We start from the raw sequence: 13,074 nt of genomic DNA on the forward strand, positions 1-13,074 counted from the left end.
TCAGGCCGTTACTCGCCGCTATGTTTTCGACAGGCGGGCTGGACGGCTTGTCGCGATGGCGCTCATGGAGTAAGCCCGCGCGACGTGCAAGTCGCCCGCTTAGATGCAAATATAGCGCCTGCGCCGATTGAAAATTTGGAATACCGGTAGCTCAATATGATCAGACTTCTTGGATATTTCTTCGGAATTGCTTGCGTCCTGTTTCTCGGCGCTGCTGCCGTCGTTGCCGTCTACCTGGCAAACGTCGCGAAGGATCTCCCCGATTACGCCGTCCTGAACAGCTATGCGCCGCCGGTCACCACCCGCGTGCATGCCGGAAACGGTGCGCTGATGGCCGAATATGCCAAGGAGAAGCGTCTTTTCCTGCCGATCCAGGCGATCCCGGATCGCGTCAAGGCGGCCTTCCTTTCGGCCGAAGACAAGAATTTCTATAACCATCCCGGCGTCGACTTGAGCGGCCTTGCGCGCGCCATCGTCGTCAACCTGCAGAATTTCGGCTCCGGCCGCCGTCCGGTGGGCGCCTCGACGATCACCCAGCAGGTGGCGAAGAACTTCCTCCTGACATCCGACCAGACGATCGACCGCAAGATCAAGGAAGCGATCCTCTCCTTCCGCATCGAGCAGGCCTACAGCAAGGACAAGATCCTCGAGCTCTATCTGAACGAGATCTTCTTCGGCCTGAATTCCTACGGCATCGCCGGTGCAGCACTCACCTACTTCAACAAGTCGGTCACCGAACTCACCGTTGCCGAAGCCGCCTATCTCGCCTCGCTGCCGAAGGGCCCGGCAAACTATCATCCCTTCCGCCATCCGGATGCCGCGGTGGAGCGCCGCAACTGGGTCATCGACCGCATGGTCGAAAACGGCTATGTGAGCCAGAGCGACGGGGCGGAAGCCAAGAAGCAGCTGCTCGGCGTGACCGCCCGCAGCAACGGCCCCTCGCTCTTTGCTTCGGATTACTTCGCCGAGGCTGTCCGCCGCCAGCTCATCGGCCAGTATGGCGAAAAGGCGCTTTACGAAGGCGGGCTTTCGGTCCGCACCTCGCTCGATCCGCAGATGCAGCTTGCCGCCCGCAAGGCGCTGCAGGACGGCCTGACGACCTACGACGAACGCCGCGGCTTCCATGGACCGCTGAAGTCGATCGACACCACTGCCGATTGGGGCAAGGCGCTCGCGGAAATCCCAGCACTCTCCGACGTGCCCGAATGGCGCCTCGCCGTCGTGCTTGCCGTTTCCACCGAAAGCGTCGACATCGGCCTCCAGCCCGCCAGGGACGGTGCGGGAAAGGCTGCCGCCGAGCGCGAGCATGGCACGATCGAGGCGAAGAACATGCAGTGGGCCCACCGCTCCTCGACCGGCGAGCGCAAGACGGCCAAGTCGCCGGAAGGCGTGCTTTCGCCGGGCGACGTCGTCTATGTCGAGCGGCTGGGGGGCGAAGGCTCGACCTCCTACCGTCTTCGCCAACCGCCGAAGGTTCAGGGCGGCCTCGTTGCCATGGACCCGAAGACCGGCCGCGTTCTTGCGATGGCAGGCGGTTTTTCCTATGGGCAATCGGAATTCAACCGCGCGACGCAGGCGATGCGCCAGCCGGGCTCTTCGTTCAAGCCGTTCGTCTATGCTGCGGCCATGGACAACGGCTACACGCCGGCTTCGGTGATCATGGACGCGCCGATTGAGGTCGTCTCCGGCGGCCAGGTCTGGAGGCCGGAAAACTACGGCGGTGAGTTCAACGGTCCGTCGACGCTGCGCTCCGGCATCGAGCACTCGCGCAACCTGATGACCGTGCGCCTTGCCAATGACCTCGGCATGAACATCGTTGCCGAATATGCCGAGCGCTTCGGCATCTACGACAAGATGCCGGCGCTGCTTGCCATGTCGCTCGGCTCCGGCGAGACCACCGTGTTGCGCATGGTTTCGGCCTATTCAGTGATCGCCAACGGCGGCAAGCAGATCAAGCCGACGCTGATCGACCGCATCCAGGACCGCTACGGCAAGACGATCTTCAGACATGAGGAACGCCTCTGCGACAGCTGCAATGCCGGCGACTGGCAGAACCAGGAAGAGCCGAACATCGTCGACAACCGCGAGCAGGTTCTCGACCCGATGACGGCCTATCAGATCACCTCGATGATGCAGGGCGTCATCACTCGCGGCACTGCGGCCGGCAAGATCGACCTCGGCGGGCGCGACGTGGCCGGCAAGACCGGCACCACCAACGACGAGAAGGATGCCTGGTTCGTAGGCTTCACGCCCGACCTCGTGGCCGGCCTCTACATGGGTTTCGACAATCCGGCGCCGCTTGGCCGCGGCGGTACGGGCGGCGGCCTCTCGGCTCCGATCTTCAACGAATTCATGCAGGCAGCCGTCAAGGACATGCCGGAATCGAAATTCGTCATCCCGCAGGGCATGAACCTGATCCCGATCGACCGCAAGACCGGCATGGCGGCGATGGAGGGCGATCCGAACACTATTATCGAGGCCTTCAAGCCCGGCACCGGTCCGGCCGACAGCTTGTCCGTCATCGGCATGGACAGCACCATGGCGCCGGAGGAAATCCTGAAGACCTCGCCGCAGGCGAACCAGGCCGTGCAGTCTGGCGCAGGCGGCCTCTACTGAACAATCCCCGCATGGATGCGACGGCGGCGGCTCTTTACATCCGCGGCCGCCGCAACTATTTGACGGACCAACTCTAGACCAACGCGAAGAAGCAGGAAAATGCGAGCGGAAATCGAAAACGTAGTCGATGAAACCAAGCAGGCTATCACCCTGCTGAGGAGGCATCTTTGACTGGGACCAGGCGATAAGACGGCTGGACTGGTTAAACAACAAGGCAGAGGACCCGAATCTCTGGAACGACGCTGCCGAAGCTCAGAAGCTGATGCGCGAGCGCCAGCAGCTCGATGACGGCATCAACGGCGTGAAGCAGCTCGAACAGCAGCTGAACGACCATGTCGAACTCATCGAGATGGGTGAGGAAGAGGGCGATGAAAGCATCGTCAAGGAGGCCGAGGACGCGCTGAAGATCCTGAAGGCCGAGGCCGCGCGCCGCCAGGTGGAAGCCATGCTATCCGGCGAGGCCGATGCCAACGATACCTATCTCGAAGTGCATTCGGGCGCCGGCGGCACCGAAAGCCAGGACTGGGCAAACATGCTGCTTCGCATGTACACCCGCTGGGCCGAACGCCAGCGCTTCAAGGTCGAGCTTCTCGAAGTCCATGACGGCGAAGAGGCGGGCATCAAGTCCGCGACGCTGCTCGTCAAGGGACACAACGCCTATGGCTGGCTGAAGACGGAATCGGGCGTGCACCGGCTCGTGCGCATCTCGCCCTACGACAGTAATGCGCGCCGCCATACGTCCTTCTCGTCGATCTGGGTTTATCCGGTGGTCGATGACTCTATCAACATCGAGATCAACGAAAGCGACTGCCGCATCGACACCTACCGCTCGTCGGGCGCGGGCGGCCAGCACGTCAACACGACCGACTCGGCAGTGCGCATCACCCACATCCCGACCGGCATCGTCGTCGCCTGCCAGCAGGAGCGCTCACAGCACAAGAACCGCGCCAAGGCCTGGGACATGCTGCGCGCCCGCATGTATGAAGCGGAACTGAAGAAGCGCGAAGAGGCAGCAAGCGCCGAAGCGGCGTCCAAGACCGAGATCGGCTGGGGCCACCAGATCCGCTCCTACGTGCTGCAGCCCTATCAGCTGGTCAAGGACCTGCGCACCGGCGTTTCGAGCACGGCACCGGGCGACGTGCTCGACGGCGACCTCAACGAGTTCATGGAAGCAGCGCTCGCGCACCGCATCAGCGGCAAGCCGGACGCTGTTCTCGAGGACGTTGATTGAGATTGGAGGGAGAACCGTCAGAGACGGTGAGCCTGACTTAAACGTGTGGCATCCGGCTTAGCGGCTAAATCCGCTTGCAGGACGCAATTCCGTTCAGTTCGATCAGATCGGAAAGTGCAGCGAGAGCCGTTTTCTCGAGCAATTCCAGCGTTTCAGCCTCTACTGGCAGTGCTTCCACGTCGTTGTCGATGCGACCCAGACACTCGCGTCCTCATGCCACGCGGTGCGGACAAATATCGACAGCGCTTTATAATCTCAGCGAGCTCGACTTCGAAAAACATGCGTCGTCCAGTTGCTGCGAACAGTTCGTCGCCTTCTCATTTCGCGACGGAAATCCATACTGCAGCCAGCTACACGCTGAGCGGCAGCGGCGGGCCAAAGGCTGTTGCATAGTGACAACACCGGCCGATCTCTTTCCGCTGCCGGGTTGAATCGGTCGCGGTTGTCCGCGATGCTTAGGCTCTCATTGGTCCGATCCCCGGGGAGACTGACATGAAAGCGAACCTGTCCAACCAGAAAGGAAACATCGCCCACAAGGACATTCTGCTTCATGCACACTCTGTTTTCCCGCGCGAGGAAAAGCCCGCCGCGCCATAACCGCTTCCTGAAATTCTTCCGCGACTATCCGCGCAACGCCGACCGCGACCGGCGCCGCTTGCGCATGCGCAAGTTCCTCTCCTACTATCGCCCACACCTGCCTTTGCTGCTGGCGGATCTGCTCTGCGCAATCCTCGTCGCCGGTACGGCGGTGGCGCTGCCGCTCTGTGCCAACTTCGTCACAAGCCGCCTTCTGGCTCTGCCCAACATGCCGGAGGCCTACGAGCAGATCCTTGCCGTCGGCGCCTTCATGCTTGCCATCCTGGCGATCCAAACCGTTGCCATCTTCTTCGTCGACTATCAGGGGCACGTGATGGGCGCCCGTATCGAGGCCGCCGTCCGGCAGGAGCTCTTCGAACACTGCCAGAAGCTCTCGTTCAGCTTCTACGACCGTCAACGCACTGGGCAGTTGATGAGCCGCATCACGAACGATTCCCTGTGGCTGGGCGAGCTCTTCCACCACGGCCCGGAGGACATCTCCATCGCTGTACTCAAATATGGCGGCGCCATGCTGGTGCTGTTCTTCATCGATCCACCTTTGGCCAGCCTCATCCTGCTGCTCACGCCGGTGGCGGCGGCTTATGCGCTGCATTTCAACCGGCGCATGAACCGCGCGCTCGAAGCGAGCAAGCGGCAGATCGCCGCCGTCAACGAACGCGTGGAGGACGCACTGGCGGGCATTCGCGTCGTCCAGTCCTTCGCCAACGAGGCGCTGGAGCAGGAGCGTTTTGCCAAGCTGAACCGGCGGTTCCTGCAAGGCCGCGCCGACGGCTACCGCAGCGAGGCCTGGTTTTCGGTGGGCACCGAAACGTTCGCACAGCTCATCACCATACTTGTCATCGTGATCGGGGGGCTGCGCATCCTGACGGCGGAGCTGTCCGTGGCGGACATCCTCACCTTTCTGCTCTGCGTGGCGGTGCTGGTCGATCCGATGCAGCGGCTCGCCAATTTCGTCCGCCTCTGGCAGGAGGGCTACACCGGCTTCGTTCGGGCCATGGAGATCCTGGAGATCGCACCGGACGTCTTCGACCGCCCGGCCGCCCGTCCCATGCCAGCTCCAAGGGGTGAGATCAGTTTTTCCGACGTCGTCTTCGGCTACGAGTCCGATGGCCCCAAGGTGCTCGAGCGGCTCTCGCTTACCATTGCGCCGGGCGAGTTCGTGGCCTTGGTTGGTCCTTCAGGGGTGGGCAAGAGCACGCTTTGCGCGCTCATACCGCGCTTCTACGATGTGCAGGCCGGGGTGATCCGCGTTGACGGTACCGACATTCGCGACGTGACGCTCTCGTCACTGCGGCGACATGTCGGGGTGGTGCAGCAGGACGTCTATCTCTTTGCCGGCACCGTGGCGGAGAATCTTCGCTACGGCCGGCCCGACGCGACCGATGCCGAGGTGGAGGCCGCCGCCCGTGCCGCCAACGCTCACGACTTCATCACGGCTCTGCCAAATGGCTACGCGACCGATATCGGCCAACGCGGTGTCAAGCTTTCGGGCGGCCAGCGGCAGCGCCTCACGATCGCGCGCGCTTTCCTCAAGGATCCGGCGATCCTGATCTTCGACGAGGCAACCAGCGCGCTCGACAACGAGAGCGAACGGGCGGTTCAGAAGGCGCTGCTCAATCTCGCGAACGGCCGAACCACCCTGGTCATCGCCCACCGTCTCTCCACCGTCCGCCATGCCGACCGCATCCTGGTGCTCACAGGCGATGGCATCATCGAACAGGGCACCCATAACGACCTCATGGCGCAGGAAGGCGTCTATGCCAACCTGCACAGCGTGCAGGCAAGCATTTGACCACTGGCCCGCCGCAAGGGCGGCGGGCGGGGAGTCAAAAAGCGGCGAAAGCGGGGCTTCAGGCCGCCTTAAGCCGACCTGTCTCCCCGAGGCGAGGGACGCATGGCAAGGGCGCGGCCTTGGACGGCGATGGCGATCGCGACGGCGGTCAGAGCCGCCGCGACGGCGAAGGTGACCTGCATGCCGGTGGCAACGGCTTCGGGACGTGCCGTCGTGATATCGGCCGTCATCGCGGCGAAGGCGAACACGGCGCCCATGACGGAAGCGCCGGTGATGAGCCCGAGATTGCGCGACAGGCTGAGCAGGCCGGAAACGACGCCTCGCCGATCGGCGGGGATGTCCGTCATGACGGCGGTGTTGTTGGCTGCCTGGAACAACTGATAACCAGGGGTCAGGACGGCGATGGCGGCAATGTAGCCGGCAACGCCGAACATTGCCGGAAGAACGGATAGGGCAACTGCACCGACGGCCATTTCGATGAGCCCGACGATGACCCCGAACGGCGCGCCCAAACGGTCGACGAGACGGCCAGCCGGCGCGCCGGTCAGCGCCGAGACAACCGGGCCAATCGACATGACCATTCCAACGAACGCCGCGTTGAGCCCGAGCGCACGGGAGAGATAGAACGGGCTCACCACCAGCGTCGCCATCATTATCGTCGAGACGAGGGCGTTCATGGCAAGGCTGGCGCTGAACTCCGAATTGCGGAATGCTGCCAATGGGATCAAAGGCGATGCCACTTTCGCCTCAGTGAAAACAAAGAGGACGATGCCGGTGAGTGCAGACATCAGGAGCGTCGCATTCAGCGTGCCGAAATGGCCGCGCCCTATCGTCATGGCGAGAGCATAGGCGGCGAGCGCGCCTGCAAGCAGCAGCGTGCCCAGAGCGTCGAAGCCAGGGCGGTCCGTTTTCGGCGTATCGCGGTCGACGGGCAGGAAACGGTGGGCAAGAAAAAAGGCCAGCAGACCGAGCGGGATGTTGACGAGAAAGATTGCCCGCCAGCCGAGCCAGGCGATCGCAATGCCGCCAAGCGACGGACCGAGCGCGGTGCCGATTGCCGACATCGCTCCGAGCAGTCCGATGGCGCTGCCGGTTCTTTGCTTGGGGACCGTCTCGCCGACGAACGCCATCGTAAGCGCCATCAGGACGGCGGCGCCGAGGCCCTGCGCGGCCCGGGCGGCAATCAGCCACCAGAGCGAGGGTGCAAGGCCGCAGAGCGCCGAGGCGACAGTAAACACGACCAGCCCCGCCAGGAGGACCCGCCGGCGCCCGGCAATGTCGCCCAGCCGTCCGACGCCGACGATCAAGATCGTGATCGCCAGGAGGTAGGCAAGAATGACCCACTGCACCTGTTGGAATGGTGCGGCGAACACCTGAGCCAATGTCGGCAAGGCGACATTGGCAATGCTGGTGCCGAGCGAAGATAGCAGCATGGATAGGCAAAGGCCGGCAAGCGCCCATCGAACCGAGGTTGCCGAGGTTATGCCATCGTTGGTGGCGTCATCTGTGCAGGAGGTCATCGGCCCTTCCCCCTCAGGCTTCTACGAGGCTGTTGACGACCCGGCGCGCGAGCGGTGCGACAGCGAAGGCGGCAGGAACAAATCGGACCGATATCATGAAGAGCTACTCCAAAATTGCGTTAGGAGGGGAGATAGCTCACGGCCAGATAGGGCGGAAGGTGCATCATATGCATCTCATTCGTGCGTTTGACGCCATGTCATCTTGCACCGGCCGTGCTATGGTCGCTGCATGTCGCATCCCGATCTCAATCTGCTTATCACCCTTGATGTGCTTCTGACGGAACGCAGCGTCGCCCGCGCCGCCAACAGGCTGCGGCTAAGCCCGTCCGCGATGAGCCGCGCGCTGGCGCGATTGCGGGAGGCGACCGGCGATCCGCTGCTGGTTCGGGCCGGACGCGGCCTTGTTGCGACGCCGCGGGCGCTCGAGCTTCGCGAGCGCGTCGGCCAGCTCGTGCAGGACGCCGAAGCCGTTCTGCGTCCCGTCGAGACCCTCGACCTGACACGGCTTGTGCACACATTCACGCTCAGAAACCAGGATGGCTTTGTCGAGAATTTCGGACCTGATCTCATTGCACGTGTCGGCGAACAGGCGCCGGGCGTGCAGTTGCGTTTCGTACCAAAGCCGGACAGGGACAGCGCGCCGCTGCGCGACGGCAGCGTTGACCTGGAAACGGGCGTCGTCGGAAAAACCATGGGGCCGGAGGTGCGCGCGCAAGCGCTGTTCCGAGACCGCTTCGTCGGCGTTGTCCGGATGGGGCATCCGTTGTGCGAGGTTGCGATCACGCCTGCGGATTACGCTGCCGGCCGGCATATCCTCATCTCGCGGCGCGGGCTCGACAGGGGACCGATCGATGACGCGCTTGAGCCATTCGGCCTGAAACGGGAGATCGTAACGGTCGTTGGCGGCTTTTCGGAAGCTCTGGCTCTGGCGCGTGCCTCGGATCTGATCGCCAGCGTCCCCGAACGCTATACGGGAAACCTGCGTGACGGGATGTTCTCTTTCCCTCTGCCGGTTTCGCCGCCGGACATTACGATCTCGCTGTTGTGGCACCCGCGGACGGACCTCGATCCGGCGCATCGCTGGCTGCGCGAGTGCGTTCGGGAGGTTTGTGCGGGCAGGCCGCCGGTTCGAGCAGTCAGTTCGTCGCCTTCTCGATGGTGATCTCGCCGAATTCGTCGATCAGCACGGTCCAGCCCTCGGATTCGGCATTCGGATCGGTCTTCAGGTAGACCGTGGCGAAGAGGCCGGGCTGCTTGCCCATGCCCGTGGAACTTTCCGGACGGATATCGGTGACATAGGGTTTGAGCTGCGTGAACTCGTGCAGCTCGACGCTTGAGACGATTTCCGGGCCGCTGTCGGCCTGCGCGATCTGCTGCAGGTAGATTTTCGAAGTCTTGTCCGGCTGGCGGACGGAAAAGAGCTTGTAATAGCCGCGGCGCGGCTGAGGTTCCACTTTTGCCGGATCGCTTGCTGCGCCCGGCGCACGCTCGATCGCGATATCCGCACGGCTTTCCTCCCAATAGCCGGTGCTGGTTGCAAAGATCACGGCGGGCGGAAGGATCGTGTCGGCCGGCGTAACAGCCTTCGCAAGGCCTGCCGGGCCGGTGATGAGCGCAGCGGCAAGAAGAGCGGTTCGAAGCTGCATGGCCTCAATCCTCGAATTGTTCGGCAAGAATGCGATCCGACCATGAGCGGTCCGGATCGGAAAGGATGCGCGCCGTCATGTGCTCCGACTGGGCGATGCGGATATGCAGCACGGATTTGACCTCGGCATTGTCGGCAACCGCATTCACGGGCCGCTTTTCGGCCTCGAGAATATGGATGTCGACCGTCACCTTGTTCGGCAGCAGCGCGCCGCGCCAACGCCGCGGGCGGAAGGCGCTGACCGGCGTCATGGCAAGCAGCGGCGCTTCCAGCGGCAGGATCGGGCCGTGGGCCGAAAGATTATAGGCGGTGGAGCCCGCGGGCGTTGCCACCATGAGGCCGTCGCAGATCAGTTCCGCGAGACGCACATGCCCGTCGACCTCGACGCGCAGCTTGGCGGCCTGGTAGGACTGACGGAAGAGCGAGACTTCGTTGATGGCGAGTGCCGTGGAATTGGTGCCGTCGGCGTTGGCCGTCGTCATCTGCAGGGGATGGAAGGCATTCTCGACGGCCGCGCAGATGCGGTCCTGCAGTTTCTCGGTGCGATAGTCGTTCATCAGGAAACCGACAGAACCGCGGTTCATGCCATAGACGAGCTTGCCGGAATTCATCGTGCTGTGCAGCGTCTGCAGCATGAAGCCGTCGCCGCCGAGCGCCACGATGACATCGGCTTCCTCGGCGGGAACCTCCCCATAAAGGCGAATCAACTCTTCCCGCGCGGCAAGCGCCTCCGTTGCCGAGGAAGCGAGGAAACAAAGCGTCTGAAATGAACGGCCCATGTGATGCCCTTTATGATCTTCGCCTAGCTAAAGGATAAAGGGCTTATGCGACAAGGTATTTTGCGCGCAAGCAGACTCTGCCGCCTCCGCTGTGGGCTGCCGAAGAGGGAAGGGCGGCTGCTATTTCTGCTCTCGCGTGCCCGGCGCTGCTTCGCGCTGATCCCTGTCTTCCAGGTCGGTTTCGACGATGTAGACATCGCCGTGGAGGCGGGCCTGTTCCTTCAGGGCGGCCTGTTTCGCGCGTTCATCGGGCTCGATTTCCCCAAAAGGGCGGTCCCGCGCTCGATCGATGTCCTCCGGCTTGATATCCAGCAAGGCCTCGTGCGGATGGCCCATTCCGGAAGCCAGCCCGCGCGCGGCCTGCAATTTGGCTTCCTCCCGACGCTCGGCAGCGGCCGCAGTGTCCGAGCAGCGTGCATCATCCGTGCCGGAATCAAAGCTCTTGTCCTGACCTGGCATGTCGATCTCCTACTGTGACTGGCTCCTACTGTGACTGGTCGATTGCGTGGGGAGCGGGCCGGCCGGGCGTTTCGGACGACTGGAAATAACCGGCGCTCTCGGCGGCAAGGACGGCAGCAAGCGCCAGCGCGATGGCGACCGCCCAAGCATACCGCCGGCTCATCGCGATGCCTCATGCGGCGGCTTCTCGTAGAGTTTCCGCACCTTGCGGTCCTGCGCGTCCTGCTCACTGTGCGAGAGCTTGCGGTTTGTGAGCATGCCGTAGGCGATCGCGCAGCCGAGAAGGAAGGCGCCGCCGGCGATAGCGAAGAGCCATAGATACTCCGCAACCATGCTTCGATCCTCCTTGACGATTCGAACCGGTGGACGGCGGATTTGTTCCGTTGTGGCAACAGCAAGTCCGGAAGGGGACGGGCCGGTTGGGCCTGCGGCTGCAAATTTTCAGGAGACGGAAAGGCGGCCGTCAGGCGCTCCGGCGAAACGAAGCCGCGTAGCGATCCGCTGCGCGTTCGATGCTGTCGAGGGTATTCATGAGATCGACCATATCGCAGGCCTCCGCCCACTGCATGCCGCAGATCGGGATACCGTCCAGGGCGGCTGGCTGCATTGTCATTCCGTCAACAACAAGCCAGCGATCATCGGCTTCATGCCGGAGATTATACCGTCGCATCACCGCTCTCCCGCGGCGACCATATCATATTTTAGCAAGAGCGCGAATACGCCTGGTCAGTCGGTGGATAGCGAATGCAGGGCCGGTCAGTGCACGGATTGCTCGGTATCGTCCAGAAACGAGCGAATGCCGTCGCGGGCGATTGTCGCCAGGAATTCGTCAAACGCCTCGCGGTCGGTCGCGAACGGTTCGTCCCAGCGGATGAGATCCTCCTCCTGCGTCACGACTTCCATCGACCAGTCCTCGTTGGAGCCGGCTGTCCGGAAGATATCGACGAGCACGGTAATGCCGTCCTCGGTGAATTCGCCGGCAAGTTCCGAGTATTCGAGTTTCGGTTTTTTGGGCATTCGATATCGCAATCCATAATTGTCATAGCGTACACGAGCGAGGTACTTTCACGTGCGCTTGGTAGATTTGTCAAGGAAACAGCCATTCAAAGCAACGCCGCGGTCCGGTTGCGCCGGGTTCCCCGGGAAGAGGGAACTCTCTTGGCCGCGTGTCGTTGTTCCCATGTCACTACCAGCCAATGGAGCGTCAAAATGAGCAAAACAGACGTCAAAAAGCTCGTGAAGCGGGCCGAGCGCCAGGTCGAAAACACCAGCGCCGGCGGCCATCTCGGCGGCACCTATTTCGGCCAGCAACCCGACGGAAAGACGGCATCCTCGACCAACAGCGAGGCGCGCAAGTCACGCTCGAACGACGGCAGCAACTGACGACGAGTATGGAAGCCTGCCCTCGGCAGACGATGCGATCGGGGCGTCCGGACTGCACGGGCGTGTGGCACCGTGCGCCAAAAAAAATCGTGATGCAAATGGGCCTCCGGCAGGGTTCGAACCCCTGATCACAAATCAGGATGGAAAGCTTATTCTACAGGTGCTTCTATGCGTCATGCACCATTTGTGCGCCATCGCCGAAAATAGAGCACGAAACCTGATCCATTAGATTGCGGTGCGTGTCGCTTGGAAACATGTGGACTGAGCGGCTCATCGTGACGGCCAGTGAGGAGTGACCGGCGAACGTGTGGACAGTTCTTCGGCTGCATGCCAGCCTTCATCCATGGGCTGATCGCGAAGCGGCCGATTGCGTGCCAGTTGAAAGCCTTCGTGCTCGGTTGCCTTGCGAGCAGCGGCCGGAACTCGCGCTTTAGAATGTTCTTGTGATCGAGGAATCCGCCCTTGGAATTCGGAAACACAAGGTCATCAGCTCGGAGCTCTTGGCCGTGTCTTTCCACTTTCGAAGCTCGGCCAGCATCGCCGACGACAACGGCACCTGCCGAATGCCTGCTACTGACTTCGTTGTGTCCTCATTCTTGTAGGCGTCGACACGCTCACTCTCAACTGGCCGACGGTTCCTTTCTCGGCGCGATTTGCGCGCCGGCCGGTGCGTGGCATGTTTCGATCCCGGCGCTTTGACCGCAAACCACCACAGCCCGCCCACCGGCCTCACCAGCCGGCGGGTTTTTCTTTACAGCCTCATCAAAAAAAAGAGACCGCCCCGATCTGCGAGGCGGTCAACACGGATTCGATATCCGCCGACCACGGTGAGAGAGGGGTGAGAGACACCGAAGTCGATAGCAGCTTGGCGCAGCTGATCGCCTCTATGGTTGGGGTGTTGAAGCGATAGCGCAACATACCAATGGACCGCGCCTCCCGACATTATACGTTGGTTGTCTCAAGCTAGACCCTTGGTATGCTGCGTCTTGTTTCTTATGCGCGATCCATGTTCCGACGAATGGCCGCTACCCTCGGGAAAAGCCCGGAAAACA

Annotated in this window: 13 protein-coding genes; 5 read left to right on the forward strand and 8 right to left on the reverse strand. The window is 62.3% G+C overall.

The window, feature by feature from the left end; all coding sequences use genetic code 11:
* Window positions 1–156: 156 nt before the first annotated feature.
* From QA644_RS05865 to QA644_RS05875, 3 genes are all read left to right on the forward strand, one after another.
* Complete coding sequence (locus tag QA644_RS05865) at window positions 157–2,616, forward strand: penicillin-binding protein 1A (protein ID WP_283071442.1); 2,460 nt, start codon at window positions 157–159, stop codon at window positions 2,614–2,616.
* 99 nt (window positions 2,617–2,715) lie between these two features.
* Window positions 2,716–3,847 (forward strand): peptide chain release factor 2 gene (gene prfB / locus QA644_RS05870; protein WP_239599276.1). Its coding sequence is split into 2 segments (ribosomal slippage): window positions 2,716–2,784 and window positions 2,786–3,847, totalling 1,131 coding nucleotides; the frame shifts between segments, so codons are not numbered across the junction.
* Window positions 3,848–4,397: 550 nt separating this feature from the next.
* Window positions 4,398–6,236, forward strand: a complete 1,839-nt coding sequence (locus tag QA644_RS05875; RefSeq protein ID WP_283071444.1) for an ABC transporter ATP-binding protein — start codon at window positions 4,398–4,400, stop codon at window positions 6,234–6,236.
* A 68-nt stretch (window positions 6,237–6,304) separates the two neighbouring features.
* On the opposite strand, the gene QA644_RS05880 is transcribed toward QA644_RS05875, so the two are convergent.
* Window positions 6,305–7,756 (reverse strand): MFS transporter, encoded by a 1,452-nt coding sequence (locus QA644_RS05880; protein ID WP_283071446.1) that lies wholly within the window; start codon window positions 7,754–7,756, stop codon window positions 6,305–6,307.
* Between the two features lie 229 nt (window positions 7,757–7,985).
* Here QA644_RS05880 and QA644_RS05885 point away from each other — a divergent pair, with 229 nt between their 5' ends.
* Window positions 7,986–8,918 carry a LysR family transcriptional regulator gene (locus tag QA644_RS05885; RefSeq protein WP_283071448.1) on the forward strand — a complete coding sequence of 311 codons (933 nt, stop codon included), beginning with the start codon at window positions 7,986–7,988 and terminating at the stop codon, window positions 8,916–8,918.
* Here the strand turns inward: QA644_RS05885 and QA644_RS05890 are convergent.
* The 7 genes from QA644_RS05890 to QA644_RS05920 all read right to left on the reverse strand — a co-directional run bounded on the left by QA644_RS05890 (window position 8,893) and on the right by QA644_RS05920 (window position 11,656).
* Entirely contained in the window at window positions 8,893–9,402 is a 510-nt protein-coding gene (locus tag QA644_RS05890; RefSeq protein ID WP_074067517.1) for a hypothetical protein, read from the reverse strand. The genes QA644_RS05885 and QA644_RS05890 overlap by 26 nt on opposite strands.
* A gap of 4 nt (window positions 9,403–9,406) precedes the next feature.
* The gene (locus tag QA644_RS05895; RefSeq protein WP_074067519.1) at window positions 9,407–10,180 is read right to left on the reverse strand and encodes an NAD kinase; all 774 of its coding nucleotides are present in this window, start codon (window positions 10,178–10,180) and stop codon (window positions 9,407–9,409) included.
* A gap of 120 nt (window positions 10,181–10,300) precedes the next feature.
* Entirely contained in the window at window positions 10,301–10,639 is a 339-nt protein-coding gene (locus QA644_RS05900) for a hypothetical protein (RefSeq protein ID WP_156886385.1), read from the reverse strand.
* Window positions 10,640–10,664: 25 nt separating this feature from the next.
* A complete protein-coding gene (locus QA644_RS05905) occupies window positions 10,665–10,802 on the reverse strand; it encodes a hypothetical protein (protein WP_156886386.1) in 138 nt (45 codons plus the stop codon).
* Window positions 10,799–10,972, reverse strand: coding sequence for a hypothetical protein (locus tag QA644_RS05910; protein WP_283071452.1), 174 nt, complete (start codon window positions 10,970–10,972; stop codon window positions 10,799–10,801). Before QA644_RS05910 ends, QA644_RS05905 begins: the two co-directional genes overlap by 4 nt.
* Before the next feature lie 130 nt (window positions 10,973–11,102).
* Window positions 11,103–11,309, reverse strand: coding sequence for a hypothetical protein (locus QA644_RS05915; RefSeq protein ID WP_022714900.1), 207 nt, complete (start codon window positions 11,307–11,309; stop codon window positions 11,103–11,105).
* A gap of 86 nt (window positions 11,310–11,395) precedes the next feature.
* Window positions 11,396–11,656, reverse strand: coding sequence for a hypothetical protein (locus tag QA644_RS05920; protein WP_074067521.1), 261 nt, complete (start codon window positions 11,654–11,656; stop codon window positions 11,396–11,398).
* Between the two features lie 192 nt (window positions 11,657–11,848).
* On the opposite strand from QA644_RS05920, the gene QA644_RS05925 reads away from it, so the two are divergent.
* Window positions 11,849–12,022 (forward strand): hypothetical protein, encoded by a 174-nt coding sequence (locus QA644_RS05925; protein ID WP_022714902.1) that lies wholly within the window; start codon window positions 11,849–11,851, stop codon window positions 12,020–12,022.
* The last annotated feature ends 1,052 nt before the right edge of the window (window positions 12,023–13,074 follow it).

The sequence above is a fragment of the Rhizobium sp. CC1099 genome (assembly GCF_029714385.1).
Classification (GTDB): domain Bacteria; phylum Pseudomonadota; class Alphaproteobacteria; order Rhizobiales; family Rhizobiaceae; genus Rhizobium.